The 21,766-nt window shown below is 62.8% G+C and carries 19 protein-coding genes; 9 read left to right on the forward strand and 10 right to left on the reverse strand.

The features are described 5' to 3' along the window. Window positions 1-160 precede the first annotated feature (160 nt). Both SB822_RS35590 and SB822_RS35595 read left to right on the forward strand, forming a co-directional pair. Window positions 161-1,897 carry a proline--tRNA ligase gene (locus SB822_RS35590; RefSeq protein ID WP_007747178.1) on the forward strand — a complete coding sequence of 579 codons (1,737 nt, stop codon included), beginning with the start codon at window positions 161-163 and terminating at the stop codon, window positions 1,895-1,897. A gap of 12 nt (window positions 1,898-1,909) precedes the next feature. Then, window positions 1,910-2,515: a MarC family protein gene (locus SB822_RS35595; protein ID WP_007747181.1), complete on the forward strand. Its 606-nt coding sequence runs from the start codon at window positions 1,910-1,912 to the stop codon at window positions 2,513-2,515. 70 nt (window positions 2,516-2,585) lie between these two features. On the opposite strand, the gene SB822_RS35600 is transcribed toward SB822_RS35595, so the two are convergent. Continuing rightward, window positions 2,586-3,137 carry a hypoxanthine-guanine phosphoribosyltransferase gene (locus SB822_RS35600; protein WP_410856740.1) on the reverse strand — a complete coding sequence of 184 codons (552 nt, stop codon included), beginning with the start codon at window positions 3,135-3,137 and terminating at the stop codon, window positions 2,586-2,588. A gap of 154 nt (window positions 3,138-3,291) precedes the next feature. Further along, window positions 3,292-4,659 carry a signal recognition particle protein gene (gene ffh / locus SB822_RS35605; RefSeq protein ID WP_007747190.1) on the reverse strand — a complete coding sequence of 456 codons (1,368 nt, stop codon included), beginning with the start codon at window positions 4,657-4,659 and terminating at the stop codon, window positions 3,292-3,294. A gap of 80 nt (window positions 4,660-4,739) precedes the next feature. On the opposite strand from ffh, the gene SB822_RS35610 reads away from it, so the two are divergent. From SB822_RS35610 to SB822_RS35640, 7 genes are all read left to right on the forward strand, one after another. After that, window positions 4,740-5,681 carry an inner membrane protein YpjD gene (locus SB822_RS35610; RefSeq protein WP_079498874.1) on the forward strand — a complete coding sequence of 314 codons (942 nt, stop codon included), beginning with the start codon at window positions 4,740-4,742 and terminating at the stop codon, window positions 5,679-5,681. 5 nt (window positions 5,682-5,686) lie between these two features. Beyond that, entirely contained in the window at window positions 5,687-6,022 is a 336-nt protein-coding gene (locus SB822_RS35615; RefSeq protein ID WP_079498876.1) for a PP0621 family protein, read from the forward strand. Then, window positions 6,019-6,639 carry a 1,6-anhydro-N-acetylmuramyl-L-alanine amidase AmpD gene (gene ampD / locus SB822_RS35620; protein WP_079498878.1) on the forward strand — a complete coding sequence of 207 codons (621 nt, stop codon included), beginning with the start codon at window positions 6,019-6,021 and terminating at the stop codon, window positions 6,637-6,639. The genes SB822_RS35615 and ampD overlap by 4 nt, the downstream gene beginning before the upstream one ends. A 498-nt stretch (window positions 6,640-7,137) precedes the next feature. Continuing rightward, complete coding sequence (locus SB822_RS35625) at window positions 7,138-10,131, forward strand: ribonucleoside-diphosphate reductase subunit alpha (RefSeq protein WP_410856741.1); 2,994 nt, start codon at window positions 7,138-7,140, stop codon at window positions 10,129-10,131. A gap of 581 nt (window positions 10,132-10,712) precedes the next feature. Then, window positions 10,713-11,936: a ribonucleotide-diphosphate reductase subunit beta gene (locus SB822_RS35630; protein WP_009771050.1), complete on the forward strand. Its 1,224-nt coding sequence runs from the start codon at window positions 10,713-10,715 to the stop codon at window positions 11,934-11,936. Window positions 11,937-12,015: 79 nt separating this feature from the next. Beyond that, on the forward strand, window positions 12,016-12,342 hold the full coding sequence (locus SB822_RS35635) for a hypothetical protein (protein ID WP_007747201.1): 327 nt from the start codon (window positions 12,016-12,018) through the stop codon (window positions 12,340-12,342). A 30-nt stretch (window positions 12,343-12,372) separates the two neighbouring features. Then, window positions 12,373-12,900 (forward strand): histone H1-like DNA-binding protein, encoded by a 528-nt coding sequence (locus tag SB822_RS35640; protein WP_086908499.1) that lies wholly within the window; start codon window positions 12,373-12,375, stop codon window positions 12,898-12,900. 1,198 nt (window positions 12,901-14,098) lie between these two features. Here SB822_RS35640 and SB822_RS35645 read toward each other — a convergent pair. The 8 genes from SB822_RS35645 to aroQ all read right to left on the reverse strand — a co-directional run bounded on the left by SB822_RS35645 (window position 14,099) and on the right by aroQ (window position 21,652). Continuing rightward, window positions 14,099-14,587 carry a glycine zipper 2TM domain-containing protein gene (locus SB822_RS35645; protein WP_007743651.1) on the reverse strand — a complete coding sequence of 163 codons (489 nt, stop codon included), beginning with the start codon at window positions 14,585-14,587 and terminating at the stop codon, window positions 14,099-14,101. An 88-nt stretch (window positions 14,588-14,675) separates the two neighbouring features. Then, on the reverse strand, window positions 14,676-15,620 hold the full coding sequence (locus SB822_RS35650) for a carbohydrate kinase family protein (RefSeq protein WP_410856742.1): 945 nt from the start codon (window positions 15,618-15,620) through the stop codon (window positions 14,676-14,678). A gap of 109 nt (window positions 15,621-15,729) precedes the next feature. Next, the gene (gene tpx, locus SB822_RS35655; RefSeq protein ID WP_007743647.1) at window positions 15,730-16,230 is read right to left on the reverse strand and encodes a thiol peroxidase; all 501 of its coding nucleotides are present in this window, start codon (window positions 16,228-16,230) and stop codon (window positions 15,730-15,732) included. A gap of 93 nt (window positions 16,231-16,323) precedes the next feature. Further along, complete coding sequence (locus tag SB822_RS35660; protein ID WP_079486959.1) at window positions 16,324-18,189, reverse strand: DUF3426 domain-containing protein; 1,866 nt, start codon at window positions 18,187-18,189, stop codon at window positions 16,324-16,326. A 59-nt stretch (window positions 18,190-18,248) separates the two neighbouring features. After that, a complete protein-coding gene (gene prmA, locus SB822_RS35665) occupies window positions 18,249-19,151 on the reverse strand; it encodes a 50S ribosomal protein L11 methyltransferase (RefSeq protein ID WP_007743644.1) in 903 nt (300 codons plus the stop codon). Between the two features lie 3 nt (window positions 19,152-19,154). Continuing rightward, window positions 19,155-20,522, reverse strand: a complete 1,368-nt coding sequence (gene accC, locus SB822_RS35670) for an acetyl-CoA carboxylase biotin carboxylase subunit (RefSeq protein WP_007743638.1) — start codon at window positions 20,520-20,522, stop codon at window positions 19,155-19,157. Between the two features lie 123 nt (window positions 20,523-20,645). Continuing rightward, window positions 20,646-21,119 carry an acetyl-CoA carboxylase biotin carboxyl carrier protein gene (accB, locus tag SB822_RS35675; RefSeq protein ID WP_007743637.1) on the reverse strand — a complete coding sequence of 158 codons (474 nt, stop codon included), beginning with the start codon at window positions 21,117-21,119 and terminating at the stop codon, window positions 20,646-20,648. 68 nt (window positions 21,120-21,187) lie between these two features. Beyond that, the gene (gene aroQ, locus SB822_RS35680) at window positions 21,188-21,652 is read right to left on the reverse strand and encodes a type II 3-dehydroquinate dehydratase (RefSeq protein WP_007743636.1); all 465 of its coding nucleotides are present in this window, start codon (window positions 21,650-21,652) and stop codon (window positions 21,188-21,190) included. Window positions 21,653-21,766 lie beyond the last annotated feature (114 nt).

The raw sequence follows: 21,766 nt of genomic DNA on the forward strand, positions 1-21,766 counted from the left end.
GGCGCTTTGGGCGCGTCGTCGGACAAGTGCTCGTGCATGCGACAATCGCTTTTCGGCCTGTCCCTGTGTGCGCCGGCATGACCAGGCGCTCAGGCGCGCGAACCCATCGTCTTACCCTTTCGGGCGGCCACTTTGGTCCGCCGCTTTTGGAAAATTCTGAATGAAAGCCTCCCGATTCTTTATTGGCACCCTGAAGGAAGCGCCCGCCGACGCGGAAATCGTCAGTCACAAGCTCATGGTGCGTGCCGGCATGATCCGGCGCGTCGCTGGCGGCATCTACAACTATCTGCCAATTGGCCTGCGTTCGATCCGCAAGGTGGAAGCGATCGTGCGCGAGGAAATGAACCGGGCAGGCGCGATCGAACTGCTGATGCCGGCTGTGCAGCCGGCGGAACTGTGGCAGGAATCGGGCCGCTGGGAAAAATATGGTCCCGAACTGTTGCGCTTCAAGGACCGCAAGCAGACTGACTTCGTGATCGGACCGACGCACGAAGAAGTCGTGACGGACATCGCGCGCAACCAGATCAAGAGCTACCGTCAGTTGCCCGTGAACTTCTATCAGATCCAGACGAAGTTCCGCGACGAAATCCGTCCGCGTTTCGGCGTGATGCGCGGCCGCGAATTCATCATGAAGGACGCGTATTCGTTCGATAAGGACATGGACGGCCTGCAAGAGTCGTATCGCAAGATGTACGACGCGTATGTGCGCATTTTCACGCGCCTCGGCCTCGATTTCCGCGCGGTTGCAGCGGACAACGGCTCGATCGGCGGCAGCGGCTCGCATGAGTTCCATGTGATGGCCGATACGGGCGAAGACGACATCGCTTACTGCCCGACGTCGGACTTCGCGTCCAACGTCGAAGCGGCTGAAGCGCTGCCGCTGATCGCGGAACGCGCCGCGCCGAAGGAAGCGCTAAAGAAGACGCCGACGCCGGGCAAGGCCAAGTGCGAAGCCGTCGCCGAGTACCTGGACATTCCGCTCGAACGCACCATCAAGTCGATCATCCTCGCCACCGAAAACGAAGGCGCCGAGCCGACCATCTGGCTGCTGATGCTGCGCGGCGACCACGATCTGAACGAGATCAAGGTCAACAAGCTGCCGGGTCTCGCCGAGTTCCGCTTCGCGACGGAAGAAGAAATTGTCGAGTGGTTCGGCACGCCGCCGGGCTACCTCGGGCCGCTGAATACGAAGAAGCCGATCAAGGTGATCGCGGACCGCACGGTCGCGAACATGAGCGACTTCGTGGTCGGCACGAACGAAGTCGATTTCCACACGACGGGCGTCAACTGGGGCCGCGATCTGCCCGAGCCTGTCGTCGCGGACATCCGCAACGTGAAGAAGGGCGATCCGTCGCCGGACGGCAAGGGTGTGATCGACATCTGCCGCGGCATCGAAGTCGGCCATGTGTTCCAGCTCGGCACCAAGTATTCGGAAGCGATGAACGCGACGTGCCTCGACGAATCCGGCAAACCGCAGCCGATGCAAATGGGCTGCTACGGCATCGGTGTCACGCGTATTCTCGGCGCGGCGATCGAGCAGAACTTCGACGACAAGGGCATCATCTGGCCGGAATCGATCGCGCCGTTCGAAGTCGTGCTGTGCCCGATGGGTTACGACCGCAGCGACGCCGTGCGTGAGCAGGCGGACAAGCTGCACGACGAACTGACGGCAGCGGGCATCGACGTGATTCTCGACGATCGCGGCGAGCGTCCGGGCGTGATGTTCGCGGACTGGGAACTGATTGGCGTGCCGCATCGTCTCGTGATCGGCGATCGTGGTCTCAAGGACGGCAAGATCGAGTATCAGGGCCGCCGCGACGCGGAAGCCACGCTGTTGCCCGTCGAAGACGTGGCGCAGGCCGTGATCGACAAGATCAACGCAGCGCTCGCGCGCTGATCGGAGCGGACGGTGGAGTACAACTTCCTGTCCGCGACCATCCTGCTGATTCTCATCACCGATCCACTCGGCAACATCCCGCTCTTCATCAACTGCCTGCGGGGTGTTGCGCCTCACCGGCGCATCCGCGTGATTCTGCGTGAAGTCGCCATCGCGTTCGTGATCCTGCTGGTCTTCATGCTCGTCGGCGACCGCTTTCTGCGGATGATGAGCCTGACGGATCTGTCATTGCGCATCGGCGGCGGGATCGTGCTGTTCCTGATCGCGCTGCGGATGATCTTTCCGCATCCCGACGGCCCGTTTGGCGCGGACACGCGCACCGCCGAGCCGATGATCGTGCCGCTCGCGATTCCCGCGCTCGCCGGTCCGTCGGCGCTGGCGACGGTGATGCTGCTGACATCGCAGGCGCCGAACAAGATGTTCGAATGGGTGGCGGCGCTGACGGTGACGATGATCGTCTGCGCGATCGTGCTGGTGCTCGCGGAGCGCATCCAGCAATGGCTCGGCGAGCGCACGGTGATGGCGTTCGAGCGGCTGATGGGTCTCGTGCTCGTCGCGATTTCAGTGGAGATGATGCTCGGCGGCATCCGCACTTTCGTGCATCAGCTCGACAAATAGCAGTTGATCGAAGCAACAAAAAAGCGACCTCGGGAGGTCGCTTTTTTTATGTGCGGCGCAAGGGAAAGGGTCAGGCGCCTTCCGTCAGCGCGCGGATAGTCGGCAGATTGCGCCAGTAGCCCTTCGCATCCATCCCGCAGCCGAACACGTAGCGGTCCGGCACTTCGAAACCACAGAAATCCGGGTGCAGCGGCTTCGCCTTCTGAAGGATCTTCTCGCACAGCACCGCGCTCATGAAGCGCTTCGCGCCCATATCCATGATGCGGTCGCGGATCGCGGCCATCGTCTCGCCTTCATCGAGGATGTCGTCGAGCACGAGGACGACGCGGTCCTTCACCGAACCCGAAGGCGCGACACGCCATTGCATCTCGGCGCTGCCCTTGATCGCGTTGCGATAGCGGGTGAGGTGGATGTAGTCGAATTCGAGCGGGAAATCGAGGTGCGGCAGCAGCATGCCCGTGAACACCGCCGCGCCACCCATCACCGACAACACGAGCGGAAACTCTTCGGCCATTTCGGCGCGGATCGCGTCGGCCATGTGGCTGATGGAGGCGTTGACGTTGCTGGCCGAAACGATTTCTTCGGAGTGACTGAAAATGTGGAGAGCTTCTTCGCGATTCATGACGTCTGACGGACGGTAACTGTATACATAGTGTGAAAGACAACGACCCTGCGCGCTACAGCATATACCCGCGCCTTGGTTCGGCATACGTGCCGGGCCGTGGTGGCCGCCGCGCGCTCGCATTTGGCGGCGAGCGAACAACGGCCGGCAAGGATTAGCGCATGCCCGGCAACATGCCCTTCATGCCGCGCATCATCTTTTGCAGATTGCCGCCCTTGAGCTTTTTCATCATCGTGCGCATCTGGTCGTACTGATTCAGCAAGCGGTTGACTTCCTGCACCTGCACGCCCGCACCCGCGGCGATGCGGCGCTTGCGCGTCGCCTTGATCAGATCGGGCTTCGCGCGTTCCTTCGCGGTCATCGAGTTGATGATGCCTTCCATGCGGCGCATCTGCTTTTCAGCCTGGCCCATGTCGGCATTCGACGCGGCCTGCTGGAACTGCGCGGGCAGCTTGTCCATCAGCGACGACAGACCGCCCATCTTCTTCATCTGCGAAAGCTGCGCGCGGAAATCGTTCAGATCGAAATCGCCGCCTTTCTTGACCTTGTCGGCGAGCTTCTGCGCGGCTTGCACGTCGACGCCGCGCTGCGCTTCCTCGACGAGCGCGAGAATGTCGCCCATGCCGAGAATCCGGTTCGCCATGCGGTCCGGGTAGAAGACTTCGAGGCCGTCGAGCTTTTCCGCGACGCCGACGAACTTGATCGGCTTGCCCGTCACGTGACGCACGGACAGTGCCGCGCCGCCGCGCGAATCGCCGTCGAGCTTGGTCAGCACGACGCCCGTGAGCGGCAGCGCGTCATTGAACGCCTTGGCGGTGTTCACGGCATCCTGGCCGAGCATTGCGTCGACGACGAACAGCGTTTCGGCCGGATTCAGTTCCTTATGCAGCGCGGTGATCTCGTTCATCATCGCTTCGTCGATACCGAGACGGCCGGCCGTGTCGACGAGCAGAACGTCGTGATAGTGGCGCTTGGCCCAGTCGACGGCGGCGCGCGCGATATCGACGGGCTTCTGGTCCGGCTGCGACGGGAAGAAGTCGGCGCCGACCTGTTCGGTCACCGTCTTCAACTGCGCGATAGCGGCGGGGCGGTACACGTCGCACGACACTGTCAGCACTTTCTTCTTGTACTTCTCGCGCAGCAGCTTCGCGAGCTTGCCGACCGTGGTCGTCTTACCCGCGCCCTGCAGGCCGGCCATCAGGATAATGGCGGGCGGCGTGACGGCGAGATCCAGTTCGGCGGCCTTGCCTTCGTAGTCGCCGCCGATCACGGCCGTCAGCTCGCGCTGCACGACGCCGACCAGCGCCTGACCCGGGGACAGGCTGGCGATCACTTCCTCGCCGAGCGCCTTTTCCTTCACCTTCGCGATGAAGTCGCGCACGACGGGCAGCGCCACGTCCGCTTCGAGGAGTGCGAGGCGCACTTCGCGCAGCATCTCCTGGGTATTCGCCTCGGTGAGCCGGGCTTCGCCGCGCAGCGTCTTGACGACGCGCGCCATCCGTTGAGTGAGGTTGTCGAGCATGGGGGGCGATCAGCAGTGCGGCCGGCTCCGTCACCGCGCGACAGCGGCGGACTTTGGAGGGCCTGGTGTAAACTTCGAATATGGATATTGTACTGTATGCCCTCACTGCGCTCCTGTACGGCGGTCTCGCCGTCGCGGGCTGGCGCGCGCACCGGCAGGCGGCGGCTGCACCGCTGCTCGAGAGCGTGTCGCCGCTGTCTCCCGCTGCGCCGCTGCCCGCGGGCGGGCGAGGGCTGGCGGCCGCCTCCGCCGGCATGTCGATGACGACGCGCATCGTGCTGCTCGTCGCGCTGCTCGCGCATGGCGTGCTGCTGCACACCACGATTTTCCCGCACGACGCGATGGTGTTCGGCTTCGCGTTCGCGCTGTCCGCGATGTTCTGGCTGGGCGCGGGCATCTACTGGATCGAGAGTTTCTTTTTCCCGCTCGACGGCCTGCGTCTGCTCGTACTGCCGCTCGCGTGCATCGCGTCGGTGCTGCCGCTCGTGTTCAACGGCGTGCACGTGCTGTCGTACGCAGCCGATCCGCTGTTCAAGCTGCACTTCCTGATCGCGAACGTCGCCTATGGTCTGTTCGTGATCGCCGCGCTGCATGCGGTGTTGATGCTGCTCGTCGAGCGGCGTCTGCACGCGATGCGCGGCGGTGGGCTTGCGCGTCAGAGTGCCGCGAGCAACAACGGCTGGCTGTCGAGCTGGCTCGACACGTTGCCGCCGCTGCTCACGCTGGAGACGCTGCTGTTCCGTCTGATCGGCGCGGGCTTCGTGCTGCTCACGCTGACGCTGGTCTCGGGCATGCTGTTCAACGAACAACTGCTCGACCGCGCGCTGCAGCTCGATCACAAGACTGTGTTCGCGCTGCTGTCGTGGGTCATGTTCGGCGCGCTGCTGACAGCGCGCAAGGTGTCGGGCTGGCGCGGCCGCGCGGCATTGCGCTGGGTGCTCGCGTCGTTCGTCGCGCTGCTGCTCGCGTATGTCGGCAGCCGTTTTGTCTTCGAGGTGCTGTTGCACCGTCCTGTGGTCTGAGTGTCATGCGACAAATTTTTCTGCTGATTCTGTTGTTCATCGTTGGCCAGTGGCTGGTGAAAGCGCTGCGTCGCGCCGACGCATCGCGCACGTCGGCGCGCACGGGTGCGGGCGGCGACGCCAGCGCCAACGCGCGCACGGGCGCGCGTGCGAATGGTCAAGCGAGCGGTAGTGCGAACGGCAAGCCCGCTCCCCAGCTCGCCGAACCGATGATCCGTTGCGCCCAATGCGGCGTGCATGCGCCGAAGAGCGATTCCGTGCTCGTCGCGGGCCAGACGTTCTGCTCGCACGATCACGCGCAGCGTTACGCCACCCGCCCGACGGGCCGCGACGCGCGATGACGGCACACGCCACCGCGCGTTTCACCGTCGATGCAAATGGCTGGGTCAACGAAGCGCGCAAGCTGCCGTCGCCGAATTTCGAGGTGCGACCGAACGGCGCACGTCCTACGCTGATCGTCGTTCACAACATCAGCCTGCCGCCGAACGAATTCGGCGGCACGGGCATTACGGATCTCTTCCTCAACCGTCTCGATTGCGACGCGCATCCGTACTACGACGCGCATCTGCGCGACGTGCGGGTGTCCGCGCATTTCGTGATCCATCGCGACGGCGTGCTCGAGCAGTACGTATCGTGCGACGAGCGTGCGTGGCATGCGGGCGCATCCAGCTTCTTCGGGCGCGAGCGCTGCAACGACTTTTCGATCGGCATCGAGCTCGAAGGCAGCGACGCATCGGCGTTCGAAGCGGCGCAATACGAGACGCTCGCGCCGCTCGTGCAGGCACTCGCCGCGCACTACGCGATCGAGGCGCTCGCGGGTCACTCCGACATCGCGCCGGGCCGCAAGACCGATCCCGGTCCGCACTTCGACTGGCCGCGTCTGCAGCGCGACACCGCGCTCGCCGATCAGTACTTCCCCTATCTGCATCCGTCGACGCGCGCGCCGATAACCCCGTAAGCGCGTGACTTTTTCTGCGCGGTATCCAACAGACAGCGCAAGCGCGCTGTGAGCGCACATCATTTCCCCGACAGCTTTTTCCGACGCGGGCATCGCAAAAGTCAAGATCGTCAGACCAAATAAAAGAATTTGCGATCACGGTTCAGTACACTATACTTCGTGCCGTTAATCAGTTTTTGCACAAGATGTAGTGTTTGTCAGGCGGCGCCCCGCTCCATGAGCATGGCGCCGTCAGCATTACCGGCACTGAAAAATCTGATGCGGCGCAACCAGTTACGACAACCGGTGCGCTGGCAAATTCGAAGAAAAGGCACAGCCAAGTGATCGCGACACACACAACGTTGAAGTACGTCCCGACGGATCTGTCGCATCCGGCCTCTCTGTTTCAAGGTTCCCGCTGTTCCTCTTCTTCACCCTCATCGCATGCGTCCGGGGTGGCGCAGCGTTTGTACTAATCCGCGGTAACTCCGCACTATTCCAAGACCAGGAGCTTTGCACATGCAAACCACCGACAACGTGACGACCCGGTTCGAAGGCGCACCCGCTGGCCGCCCCGAAGCGCTCGCACAGGGCGCCGCAGCGCTCGCGCCGCAGACGAACTACGCCGACTACAAGGTGATCCGTCGCAATGGCAGCGTGGTGTCGTTCGAGCCGTCGAAAATCGCCATCGCTGTGACGAAGGCATTTCTGGCCGTCAACGGTGGTCAGGGCGCAGCGTCGGCACGCGTTCGCGAACTGGTCGAGCAACTCACGCAGAACGTCGTGCGCGCACTGGTGCGCAGCCGTCCGAACGGCGGCACGTTCCATATCGAAGACATTCAGGATCAGGTCGAACTCGCGCTGATGCGCACGGGCGAGCACAACGTCGCGCGTGCTTACGTGCTGTACCGCGAGAAGCGCAGCCAGGAGCGCGGCCATGAGGCGGAAGTGCCCGCAGGCGCGTCTGGTCTGAACGTGACCGACAACGGCATCACGCGTCCGCTCGATATGGCAGCGCTGCGCGGCATCATCGAATCCGCCTGTGCGAATCTGGGCGACGCAGTGAGCGCCGAGCCGATCGTCACGGAAACGATCAAGAACCTGTACGACGGCGTACCGATGACCCAGGTCTACGACTCGGCCATCCTCGCTGCGCGCACGATGATCGAAAAGGACCCGGCGTACAGCCAGGTCACGGCTCGCATCCTGCTGCACACGATCCGCCGCGAGATCCTCGAAGACGAAGTCACGCAAGCCGAAATGGGCGAGCGTTACGCTGAATACTTCCCGCTCTTCATCAAGCGCGGTGTGAACGCCGAACTGCTCGACGAAAAGCTGCTGCAGTTCGACCTGACGCGCCTGGGCGCTGCCCTCGACGCAAACCGCGACCTGCAGTTCGGCTACCTCGGTCTGCAAACGCTGTATGACCGCTACTTCCTGCATAGCGACGGCGTGCGTATCGAAATGCCGCAGGCATTCTTTATGCGTGTCGCGATGGGTCTGTCGCTGAACGAGATCGACCGCGAAGCGCGCGCGATCGAGTTCTACAACGTGCTGTCGTCGTTCGACTTCATGTCGTCGACGCCCACGCTGTTCAACTCGGGCACGCGCCGTTCGCAACTGTCGTCGTGCTACCTGACGACGGTCGACGACGACCTCGACGGCATCTACGAAGCGCTGAAGGAAAACGCGCTGCTGTCGAAGTTCGCCGGCGGTCTGGGCAACGACTGGACGCGTGTGCGTGCGCTCGGCTCGCACATCAAGGGCACCAACGGCAAGTCCCAAGGCGTCGTGCCGTTCCTGAAGGTCGTCAACGACACGGCTGTCGCCGTGAACCAGGGCGGCAAGCGCAAGGGCGCGGTATGCGCGTACCTGGAATCGTGGCACCTCGACATCGAAGAATTCCTCGAGCTGCGCAAGAACACGGGTGACGACCGTCGCCGCACGCACGACATGAACACGGCGAACTGGATTCCCGATCTGTTCATGAAGCGCGTTCACGAAGGCGGCGACTGGACGCTGTTCTCGCCGTCCACCTGCCCGGACCTGCACGACCTGTTCGGCGCGGACTTCGAGAAGGCCTACACGGCTTACGAAGAGAAAGCGGCGCGCGGCGAGATCAAGCTGTTCAAGAAGATCCCGGCGGCGCAACTGTGGCGCAAGATGCTCGGCATGCTGTTCGAAACGGGCCATCCGTGGATCACGTTCAAGGATCCGTGCAATGTGCGCTCGCCGCAGCAGCACGTCGGCGTCGTCCACTCGTCGAACCTGTGCACGGAAATCACGCTGAACACGAGCGACACCGAAATCGCCGTCTGCAACCTCGGCTCGGTGAACCTCGTCGCGCACCTGAAGGAGCAGGCGGACGGCACGGTTGTGCTCGACCACGACAAGCTGAAGCGCACGATCAGCGTCGCGATGCGCATGCTCGACAACGTGATCGACATCAACTACTACGCGGTCGCGAAGGCGCGTAACTCGAACCTGAAGCACCGCCCGGTGGGCATGGGCATCATGGGCTTCCAGGATTGCCTGCACGTGCTGCGCACGCCGTACGCATCGCAGGAAGCCGTCGAGTTCGCCGACCGTTCGATGGAAGCCGTCTGCTACTACGCATACTGGGCGTCGACGGAACTGGCGGAAGAGCGCGGCCGTTACGCGACCTACCGCGGTTCGCTGTGGGATCGCGGCATCCTCCCGCAGGACACGCTGAAGCTGCTCGAGGAAGCGCGCGGCGGCTACATCGAAGTGGATTCGAGCGAATCGATGGACTGGGCGTCGCTGCGCTCGCGCATCTCGACGCACGGCATGCGCAACTCGAACTGCGTCGCGATCGCGCCGACGGCGACGATCTCGAACATCATCGGCGTGTCTGCATGTATCGAGCCGACGTTCCAGAACCTGTATGTGAAGTCGAACCTGTCGGGCGAATTCACGGTGGTGAACGACTACCTCGTGCGTGACCTGAAGGCGCGCGGCCTGTGGGACGAAGTGATGGTCGCCGACCTGAAGTACTTCGACGGCTCGCTGTCGCGCATCGACCGCGTGCCGGGCGACCTGCGCGCGATCTACGCGACCGCGTTTGAAGTCGATGCAACGTGGCTGGTCGAAGCGGCGTCGCGCCGTCAGAAGTGGATCGACCAGGCGCAGTCGCTGAACATCTACATGGCAGGCGCGTCAGGTAAGAAGCTCGACGAGGTCTACAAGCTCGCATGGCTGCGTGGTCTGAAGACGACGTACTACCTCCGCACGATGGCGGCGACGCACGTCGAGAAGTCGACGGTCGCTCACGGCGCGCTGAACGCAGTGCCTTCGAGCGATGGCGGCGCGGGTGGTGCGGGTGGCGCAGCGGGTGGCTTCGGTGTCGGCGGCGGTGTGGGTTCGTCGGGTGTGACGGGTGGCTTCCAGGCATCGGCTGCGGCAGCAGTCGATGCCGCGCCGGAAGCGGATGGTCCCGTGTGCATGATGCGTCCTGGCGATCCTGGCTTCGAAGAGTGCGAAGCCTGCCAGTAAGCGCGACGCTTCATGTAGTAGTGAGTCAGCCGCCGGCGCTCGCCGGCGGTAGGTAGCAGACAGGTAACAAGCAAGCAGCAGATCAGCAGCAGGCGATGAGCGGAGTCAGCCGAACGCGCCGCTCATCGCGACACGAAGCCAGCGTGGCGCTCGTTGCAGTCGGAAGAGAAGCACGCGACGCAGCGAGGAACATCACGTGCTACACCTCATCGACACGTGCGAGAAAACCCTGAACGGCGCTCGCATGACGAAGTCGTAGAACGAGCGGCGAGATGCCGTTGCATCACGCGCCCAACACGCTTCGCACGACACGCGCAACGCAAGCGAAGCAGCAACGTTTCGAGTTCGGAACAACGCAGAAGCAACGCATACGCATCACTGAAGCAACGCGCTTTCGATCGTGCATCGTGCTTCATCGACACACGTTTCGATCGAATCGCAACGAGTGACCTTCACACACCGATGAACAAAGTGTTGTATGTAGGTCGCAACGCGATTCGAAAACAGGATTTTTCATGAGCGGGCCCTTTTAACGCTCGTGAAAAGATGGTACAAACCGATCTAAATTGATGGTGACATTTATGCTCAACTGGGATGACGAGATCACTGCCGTAACTCCCTCGAGTGCTTCGCAACAAAACGTGTTGCGCAACGCTGCGGGAACGGCCGTCGGTTCGCAAGTCGAAACGCGTTCCGCTCATCAAGCTCCCTCGGCTCAAAACATCTTCGCGAACGACTTCGCAGTCGCTCCGCCGGCACAGATCAACTCGCCGGCAGTCGCTTCCGAAGCGCGCGTGAATGTCGCCGACAAACGCATCATCAACGGCCAGACTGACGTCAATCAGCTCGTGCCGTTCAAATACAAGTGGGCGTGGGAGAAGTACCTCTCCGGTTGCGCGAACCACTGGATGCCGCAAGAAATCAACATGTCGCGCGACATCGCTCTGTGGAAAGACCCGAACGGTCTGACTGAAGACGAGCGCCGCGTCGTCAAGCGCAACCTCGGCTTCTTCGTGACGGCCGACTCGCTCGCCGCGAACAACATCGTGCTCGGCACGTACCGCCACATCACGGCGCCCGAATGCCGCCAGTTCCTGCTGCGCCAGGCGTTCGAAGAGGCGATCCACACGCACGCATACCAGTACATCGTCGAGTCGCTCGGTCTCGACGAGGGCGAAATCTTCAACGCGTATCACGAAGTCGAGTCGATTCGCGCCAAAGACGAATTCCTGATTCCGTTCATCCACACGCTGACCGACCCGGCCTTCAAGACGGGTACGCTCGAGGCAGACCAGAAACTGCTCAAGTCGCTGATCGTGTTCGCGTGCGTGATGGAAGGGCTGTTCTTCTACGTCGGCTTTACGCAAATCCTGGCGCTCGGCCGCCAGAACAAGATGACGGGCGCTGCGGAACAGTACCAATACATCCTGCGTGACGAGTCGATGCACTGCAACTTCGGCATCGACCTGATCAACCAGATCAAACTCGAAAACCCGCATCTCTGGACGGCTGAGTTCCGCGCGGAGATCCGCGAAATCTTCAAGCATGCGGTCGACCTCGAATATCGCTACGCAGAAGACACGATGCCGCGCGGGGTGCTCGGCCTCAATGCGTCGATGTTCAAGAGCTATCTGCGCTTCATCTGCAACCGCCGTTGCCAGCAGATCGGTCTCGATCCGCTGTTCCCGAACGAGGAAAACCCGTTCCCGTGGATGAGCGAGATGATCGACCTGAAGAAGGAACGCAACTTCTTCGAGACGCGGGTTATCGAATATCAGACCGGTGGCGCGCTGTCCTGGGAATAACCCAACGCGTCGCATATGTATTTGATGGGGTTGCCGCTGGCTGTGCCGCGGCAAGTTTGGTGAGGAGCATGACCGCCTGATGCAGAGCGTGCCCGGTGCGCCGTGGATTACCACGGCCTATAAAGATCACAGGCACTTTGCGAACCCTTCAGTGGGATGGGCAAACTTCCCCCCGGAAAAAGCCGTTCGCCATAAAGCGAGCGGCTCGATCAAACGATTCGCGGCGTCGAGATTCGACGCCGACTGGACTTGGCGCGCTGTGCCCGATGGCACGGCGCGCCTTACCGTATTCATTAGCGTAAGCGCGCTGGAGCTGCGTACGCCGATGAATAGCCCGCTTCGCAGTGGCCGCCGTGAGAAGCGTCCGCGGGAAGCGGGTTTTGACGAAGGGTGTAGTTTGAACTGACTCTCATCTGAAAACCTGAAGGAGAAAATGATGGCACTCGCCAAGAAGAAACCGGCAGCCAAGAAGGCTGCAGCGAAGAAAGTCGTTGCGAAGAAGGCTGCTCCGGCGAAGAAGGCAGCGGTGAAGAAGGTTGCCGTGAAGAAGGTCGCTGCGAAGAAAGTCGCCGTGAAGAAGGTTGCAGCGAAGAAGGCAGCACCGGCGAAGAAGGCAGCTGCGAAGAAGGTCGCAACGAAGAAGGTTGCAGCGAAGAAAGTCGCCGTGAAGAAGGTTGCTGCGAAGAAGGCAGCGCCGGCGAAGAAGGCTGCAGCGAAGAAGGCCGCTGCGAAGAAGGCGCCTGCGAAAAAGGCTGCCGCCAAAAAGGCTGCGCCTGCGAAGAAGGCTGCCGCGAAGAAGGCCGCTGAGCCTGCGAAGAAGGCTGCCCCTGCGAAGAAGGCTGTTGCGAAGAAGGCAGCACCTGCTCCGGCTGCGCCCGCTGCTTCGACGGCGCCGGCTGCTACGGTGAAGACGGCTCTGAACCCGGCTGCAGCATGGCCGTTCCCGACGGGCAGCCGTCCGTAAGAGCAAATGATGTAAAGGACGCATCCAGCATGCGTCTGTTGATCGAGGCACGTTTGCTCGATCGTTCTGAATCCCGTCGCCGGGGAACTGGTGGCGGGATTTTTTTGTTTTTTATCTGGCCCATGGGGGATCGCTTTCGCGTTTGCTGGCATCCGCCAGGCGGGGGGCTTTGCGGTGGCATCCGGGTTTTGCGTTTGTGCTGGCATCCGCGTTGTGCCTTCCTGCTTCATGCGTTGACCCTGTGCGTTTGCCTTTGCGCTGGCATCCGCGTTACGGTGTCTGCCGTTCACGCGTCGCCCCTGTGCGGGGCGGCACCTACTTTTCTTTGCCGCCGCAAAGAAAAGTAGGCAAAAGAAAGCGGCTCACACCGCTAGTTCTTGTTCCTGCCTGAGGGCCCCCAGACGGTCCCACGCTTCACACGGCAACGCACCTGTTCGCGTGCGTTGCCAACGCCTCCAACAAATGCCTCACCCGCTTCAGACGCCCGCAGAAGGGCCAGCGGCAGCGAATGGTTTGCGCCGCCCAGGTGGCAAACTGTGTGTAGGCTGTCGCACCGCACAGGTTAGTGCTCTTACCAGAAACACCAGCCTTCTTCCCAGTCCGGAGTGATGCGCGTATGACGCGAAAGCCGACACACAGTTTGCCACCTGGGCGGCGGAGGAATATCTGGCACGGCACGCTGCAACGCGGGTGCATGAAGCGGGTGAGGCGTACAGAGAGAGCGTTGTCAACGAACGCGAACAGGTGCGTTACCGTGTGAAGCGTGGGACCGTTTGGGGGCCCTCAGGCGAAAACAAGAGTTGGCGGTGTGAGCCGCTTTCTTTTGCCTACTTTTCTTTGCGGCGGCAAAGAAAAGTAGGTGCCGCCCCGCACAGGGGCGACGCTTGAAGGGGTAAGTCATCACGCGGATGCCAGCGCAAAGGCAAACGCACAGGGGCAACGCATGAAGCACGAAGGCATAACGCGGACGCCAGCACAAACGCAAAACCCGGATACCACCGCAAAGGCAAAAAAACCAAAACCACGGCCTCGCCGATACGAGCAAACCACAAACCCCGATCAACAGACAAATCAAGCGCAACCAGGGAGGGGGCCCGCCGCCCCAGAAGGCAAAAAAAAACGCATGCACAGGGGAGCACATGCGTGTGAGGATGCCGTCACAGCGCTTCCACGCCGCCGGCAGGGAAAACAGAAAAGCTCAATGCGTAACGCGAGTCACACCACCACTCGACAACAGTCGAACCCTCTCGCCAGCGCGAAAAATCTCGCCCGTCGCGCTTTGCGTAATGGCGCGCATATCGCCATTATCGAGCCGCACGGTAATCTCGACGCCATCTCGCATCGCCGTGCTGTTCTCGATCGTATTACCCGCGACAGCGCCCGCCAGGCCGCCAACGATACCCGTCAGAATCGACCCACGACCGCCGCCGATCGCGCTGCCAGCGACCGCGCCGAGCGCACCGCCACCAATCGCCCCAATGCCGCTAGGCTGGCCATTGTTCGAGCTGATCTTGACCGCACGCACGCTGTCGACAACGCCCATGCGCACCGTCTCTTCGCGCTGCGCCTGCGACGACGTATAGACATCAGCGGAACTGCTGTTGTACGCACAGCCCGTCATGGCGAGCGAACTCGCGATCACCGCGCCCAGCACCAGGCGACTCAACGTACGACTCGTTGTTTTCATTCCCTTGACTCCAAACGGGCTCGCTTCGAGCCCCTCAAACCCGACCGGTCAGGCGCGGCGTATGCGCAGCGGGCACTACCCGACTACATCAGGCGCCCTGCGGCAGTTCGTAACCGAATGCCTGCTTGAACCGTTCGTTGATCTCCGCGCGCGAAGGCGCATAATTCTGCGGCCCTTGATGTTCGATCTTGAGCGCGCCCATCAGGCTCGCGAGACGGCCGGTGGTCGCCCAGCCCAGACCCTTCTCGATGCCGTACAGCAGGCCACCCCGGAACGCATCGCCGCAACCCGTGGGGTCCAGCACCTGCTTTGCCTTGACGGCCGGAATCTCTTCGATGCCGCCAGCAAGGTGAATCTGCGCCCCGTGTTCGCCGCGCGTCACGATCAGCGCATCGACGTGGCTAGCAATCTCTTCGATCGACCAGCCCGTCTTGTTGCTCACCAGCGCAGCTTCGTAATCATTGACTGCGACGTAGGTGGCAAGTTCAATCATGCGGCGCAGCGACGCGCCGTCGAAGAGGGGCAGCCCTTGGCCCGGATCGAAGATGAACGGAGTGCCCGCCGCCGCGAACTGTTCGGAGTGCTGGATCATGCCGTCAAAGCCGTCCGGCGCGACGATGCCGAGCTTTACGCCAGGCTGGTCCGCGCGGTTCAGATGCGATTGCATCATCGCGCCCGGGTGGAATGCCGTGATCTGATTGTTCTCGAGATCGGTCGTGATCATCGCCTGCGCCGAATACGTGTCGGGCAGCACGCGCACGTGCTCTTTCGACAGGCCGAGCGCGTCGAGACGGTCGATGTACACCTGAGCATCGACGGCGCCGAGCGTCGCCATGATGCGCGCATCGCCGCCGAGCAGATGCAGCGAGTAGGCGATATTTCCCGCGCAGCCGCCAAACTCGCGGCGCATCGTCGGCACGAGGAAGCTGACGTTCAGGATGTGGACCTGCTCCGGCAGGATGTGCTCCCGAAAGCGCCCTTCGAAGGTCATGATGTTGTCGTAGGCGAGCGAGCCGCAAATCAGCGTAGCCAAGGCGAGCGTTCCTATAAGTGTCGGTCGGATGGAAAAAGGGTGCGGCGACGTGACAGCGCCGCGCCCGGAGTGAAACGGGCGCGGCGCTGTGTCGACGCAAATATAAAGCTTACTTCAGCGCGGCGAGCGCTGCGTCGTAGTTCGGCTCGTTCTTGATTTCGCTGACGAGTTCGGCGTGCACTACCTTGTCGTTTTCGTCGACGACGACCACGGCGCGCGCCGTCAGGCCCGTCAGCGGACCGCTCGTCACGTCGACGCCGTACGCCTGCGCGAACTCATGGCCGCGGAAGGTCGATGCCGTCACGACGTTTTCGATGCCTTCCGTCGTGCAGAAGCGCGAAGCCGCGAACGGCAGATCGCCCGACACGACGATCACAGCCGTGTTGCTCAGCTTCGCGGCGGCTTCGTTGAACTTGCGCGTGGAGGTTGCGCAGGTCGGCGTGTCGAGGCTCGGGACGATGTTCAGCACCTTGCGCTTGCCCGCGAAGTCGGCGAGCGTCAGCGGCTTCAGATCCTTGCCGACCAGCGAGAAGGCAGGCGCTGCCTGGCCCACGGACGGGAACGTGCCAGCGACTTCGATCGGGTTGCCACCCAGCGTGACTTGACTCATGTTGTGCTCCGAAGATTCGTCAGGGATTGACGGGATGCGCGCCCGGTTCGTGCCGGGCGCGCGGAAAACCTGCGCGCGCCGCAGAGCTGTCCGTTACGGATAGAAGATCTGCACGCGGAAATTCGAGGCGACGGCATCGCCGGTGTCGAGGCGCACGATCATCGTCTGCGTCGTGCGGGCGGGCAGGCCCGCCGCGATCGGCGTGCCGGGTTTCACATAGTCTTGCGGCCACAGCACACGCCGCACGGCGATGTTGTTGTTCTCGTCGAGCAGCGTCAGTTCGACGGCGGGATACGCAAGCGCGAGATCGAAGCGGTTGCGCAGCGGCATCTTCAGTTCGAGCCTGTGCGGACCGTCGACCTGCCGCAGGTCCGACGGCTCGACCAGCAAACCGTCGATATCGCGCGGCGGCTCGACCTTGCAGCCGAGATGCGAGCAGGCCTTCGCGAACATCGGTTGCGCATCGGGCCACGCGACCATCACCGTTTCGCGCTGCCACCAGGCGAGTTGCACGAGCAGCAGGAAGCCAAGCAGGCCTGCCGCGACGCCGCCCAGAATATGCCACACGAAGCGGCTCGACTCGGGCTGGCGCGGTTCGCGGGTGACGGCGAATGCATCGTTGTCGCTGTCGGGTGTGGCGGCGAAGGGGGCGTTATACGGCTCGCGCGCGGCTGCGCCGAAGCGCGGCTCGAGATCGGGTTCGGCCGACGGCGCGCCGAAGTAGGGCTCGCGCTCGCGGTTTTGTGCCGCATGTTCGGCATGTCCAGCGTGCTCGGTGGACGGGACGACGGTGCCGTCCTCGTCCTCGAACACGGGCTTGGCGTGCTCGTCCCGACGCGATTCGCGCAACGCGTCGTCAAACGATTCGTGCAGCGGCGCTTCCGGTTCGCGCTTCGTTTCGTTCGCGGTCTGATCGCGTGCCTCTACGGGCTCGCGGAGAGACTCGGGTTCGCGCCACGCGTGCGGCGGCTCGTGGATTGCAGGCTCGGCTTCGTGTGCGGGCGTTGCGCCGAAGGTCGGTTCCGCTTTCTGGTGCGCTTGCAGCTCAGCCGATCCTTCGAACTTCGGCTCCGCTTGCGTTTCCACAGCGGGCTCGACGTTTGCCGCTGCTTGCGCGGCGACGGGCGCTTCCGGTATCGCTTCGACGGACGCTTCGCTGTGCGGCTCGGGTGCGACCGGTTCGCGCGCGATCGCCTTATCGAGGTGCATCGGTTGCGATTCGGTGAGTTCGAGCGTCAGCGGCGGCTGCGCGGAACGCGGAATCGTGACCGGGTTGAACGGGATAGTCGACGCGTTGTGGCGGATGCGCCGGTCGATCGATGCGTCGGGTGCGGGCGCCCACGGGTTCCATGCCTCGGCGCGGAAGTCGGGCTTATCCGCCGATGACGCGGGTTGAGTCTCGCCGGCAGGGAACGACGGTTCGACACGCGCCGTGTCGGCTTCAGCTTCGGCGGACGGCGCTGCTACGGGCGAAGCCTGGACGGGAGCCTCGTGTCGAGCCTCGACATCGACGTCCGGCTGCGCGACTTGCGCAGCGGCGTGCTCAGCGTGTTGTTCGGCGGACGCCAATTCCGCGTGGATATTGCCACTGCCGATATGCGGCTCAGCCACGCGCTCATCGAACGCTTCCGCCGGCTGCGGCGTGACCGCTTCTTCCGCGTGCGTCACAACGGGCGTCGCGACGGGGGCGGGCGGTACATCGACAGCAGGCTTCGTTTCCGGCGCCGGCGCGTTGGCGCCATTCGCGAGCTTTTCGAGCGTATGCGCCGTCACGTCGTCGATCGTGACGTGCTTCGCCTTGTCGACGCTCACGCCGCCGCTCACGTCGAACAGGCTGCTCGATGCATCGAACACTTCTTTGCAGTGGCCACAACGCACGAGTCCGCGGCGCAGCGTGAGCTGCTCCGGCTGGAGCCTGAAAACGGTTTCGCAGAAGGGACAGCGTGTCGCTAGAAGCATATCGAGCCGATAGACCGGTTAGCCCTTAAGGGGCCGGAAGCAAACAAATATGCGTTATTCTAATTGCTTTCGCGTCGCGTACCCGCAAGGCATACCCAGCCTTCGTGTTCGCGCCACACTGCGATGTCGATCCACTGCTGATAGACACGTGCTACTTCATCCGCCTGTCGCGCGAGAATGCCCGACAGCGCAATGCGTCCACCCGGCTTCACCCTTGACGACAGCATCGACGCCATCAGCTTCAGCGGGTTCGACAGAATATTCGCGACGACGATATCGAACTCGCCCGCGGGGCAATCATCGGGCAGACCATACGTGACTTCGGCGCGATTGCGCTCGCTATTGTGGCGCGCGGACTCGACCGCTTGCGGATCGATGTCGATGCCGATCACGGGGTTCGCGCCGCACTTCTTCGCGAGTATCGCAAGGATGCCCGAACCACAACCGTAGTCGAGCACCGATTGATCCTGCTTCACGTTTTGCTCGAGCCATTCCATGCACAGACGCGTGGTCGGATGGCTGCCCGTGCCGAACGCGAGGCCGGGATCGAGTTCGAGCACGAGCGCATCAGGATCTGGCGCGGCGTGCCACGACGGCACGACCCAGATGCGCTCGCCAATCGGAATCGGATCGAACTGGGATTGCGTAAGGCGCACCCAGTCCTGTTCTTCGACTTCGCGCACGCTGAACGACGGCGCATCGGCGAGGCCGAGTTCATTCGCGGCGGCCGCAAGCAGCACGGCCGGTTCATGCTCCGGCGCCAGCAACGCGATCACGCGCGAATGCGTCCACGCGGTGCGATCCGGCGTGAGACCGGGCTCGCCGAACAGCGGCTGCTCGTCGGGCGTGTCGGCATCCGCGTCTTCGACGGACACCGACAGCGCGCCCAGTTCGAGCAACGCATCCGACAACGCTTCCGCGTGCTCGCGCGCGAGTTCGACGACCAGTTCCCGGTAGCTCATTGCTTACGCTTCTTCCGGTGCGGCTTGCAGCTTCGCGGCCAGCCGGTTTTCGAGGTAATGGATGCTCGTGCCGCCCTCGACGAACTTCGCGTCGAGCATCAGCTCGCGATGCAGCGGGATGTTGGTCTGAATGCCTTCGACCACCATTTCCGACAGCGCGATACGCATCCGCTTGATCGCCTGTTCGCGCGTCGCGCCGTAAGCGATCAGCTTGCCGATCATCGAATCATAGTTCGGCGGCACGAAATAGCCGTTGTACGCATGCGAATCGACGCGAATACCGGGGCCGCCCGGCATATGCCACGACGTAAGACGGCCCGGCGACGGCGTGAATTTGAACGGATCTTCCGCGTTGATACGACATTCGATCGCATGTCCGCGGAACTGGATGTCGCGCTGGCGGATCGCAAGCTTTTCGCCCGCCGCGATGCGGATCTGTTCCTGAACGATGTCGATGCCCGTGATCAGTTCGGTGACGGGGTGCTCAACCTGCACGCGCGTGTTCATTTCGATGAAGTAGAACTCGCCGTTTTCGTACAGGAACTCGAACGTGCCCGCGCCGAGATAGCCCATCTTCTTGCACGCGTCCGCGCAGCGGTCGCCGATGCGCTCGATCAGACGGCGCGCGATGCCCGGTGCCGGCGCCTCTTCGATCACCTTCTGATGGCGGCGCTGCATCGAGCAGTCGCGTTCGCCCAGCCACAGTGCGTTCTTGAACGAGTCGGCCAGGATCTGGATTTCGATGTGCCGCGGATTCTCCAGGTATTTCTCCATGTAGACCTGCGGATTGCCGAACGCGCGGCCCGCTTCTTCGCGCGTCATATTAACGGCATTCACGAGCGCCGCTTCCGTGTGCACGACGCGCATGCCGCGGCCGCCGCCGCCGCCTGCCGCCTTGATGATCACCGGATAGCCGACCGCGCGCGCAATCTTCACGATCTCCTTCGGATCTTCCGGCAACGCGCCTTCGGAACCGGGCACGCAGGGCACGCCCGTCTTGATCATCGTCTGCTTCGCGGTGACCTTGTCGCCCATCATGCGGATCGTGTCGGGGCGCGGGCCGATGAACACGAAGCCCGATTGCTCGACGCGCTCAGCGAAGTCGGCGTTTTCCGACAGGAAGCCGTAGCCGGGGTGAATCGCTTCGGCGTCCGTGACTTCCGCCGCGCTGATCAGCGCGGGCATGTTCAAGTACGAGAGGTTCGACGGTGCCGGTCCGATGCAGACCGCCTCGTCGGCGAGCTTCACATACTTGGCTTCCTTGTCGGCTTCGGAATAGACGACGACCGTCTTGACGCCGAGTTCGCGGCACGCGCGCTGGATACGGAGCGCGATTTCACCACGATTGGCAATGAGGATTTTTTCAAACATAGCGGATATTCGACTCATCAATGGGCGCCGCGGGCCGGTTCGGACGGGCGGCTGCCTCAGAGGATCGGTGGCGCGCCCGAAGAAGGAGGGCGCGCGGATGGCGAATGGCTACAGCGCGCCGCTTCAGCCGACCACGAAGAGCGGCTGGCCGTATTCGACTGCCTGGCCGTTCTCGACGAGGATTTCCTTGACGACGCCTGACTGATCCGATTCGATCTCGTTCAGGAGCTTCATTGCTTCGATGATGCAGATGGTCTGGCCTTCCTTGACCGTATCGCCGACCTGCACGAACGGATCGGCGCCCGGCGAGGGTGCGCGGTAGAACGTGCCGACCATCGGTGACGTCACGACATGGCCTTGCGGTGCCACGGCTGCGGGCGTCGCCGGCGCGCCGACGGCGGGTGCTTCACCGCCGTGAGCAGCGGGCGCCAGGCCCGGCGCGGCGTATTGCGGCGCGTAGTTGCCAGGCTGCTGGACGTAAACCGGCGGCGCGTTCTTGACGATGCGCACCTTGCCTTCGCCCTCGGTCACTTCGAGTTCGGAGATGCCGGACTCGGAGACGAGGTCGATCAGAGTCTTCAGTTTACGTAGATCCATGGGCTTTCCCCTTCAATGCGTGAAGCGCCGGCGGTTTGCCGCCAGCGCCGAATTCGTGTTTTGGGTTGTCAGTTGCGCGACGATCCGGCCGTCCCAGCGGCCAACCGGTCGAGCACATATTCGAGTGCGTACAGATAGCCCTTCCAGCCGAGGCCGCAAATCACGCCCTCTGCCTGGTCGGAGAAATACGAGTGATGCCTGAACGATTCTCGACGATGCACGTTCGACAGATGAATCTCGACGAACGGGATGCCGACGCCCGCCAGTGCGTCCCGGATCGCCACGCTGGTATGCGTGTACGCAGCGGGATTGATCACGATGAAATCGGTCTTCTCGGTCCGAGCGGCCTGAATGCGATCGACGAGCGCGCCTTCGTGATTGCTCTGGAAGGTGGCCAGTTCGACGCCGGCGTCCGCTGCGCGGTCGGCCAGCGCCTGATCGATCTGCGGGAGCGTCACGCGGCCATAGACCTCGGGTTCCCGGGTGCCGAGAAGGTTGAGGTTGGGGCCGTGCAGAACCAGCAGTCGCGTCATGGTCGGTTCGTTTTCCGTGGAATTGGGCGCACTTTAGCGCTGATTAGAGAAATTTGTCTAGTTTCTCGAACGCGCGGCACGTCTCGTGACCTTACCGGGATCGCAGCAACTCGC

The sequence above is a fragment of the Paraburkholderia sp. SIMBA_054 genome, from assembly GCF_046534875.1.
Classification (GTDB): Bacteria; Pseudomonadota; Gammaproteobacteria; order Burkholderiales; family Burkholderiaceae; genus Paraburkholderia; species Paraburkholderia hospita.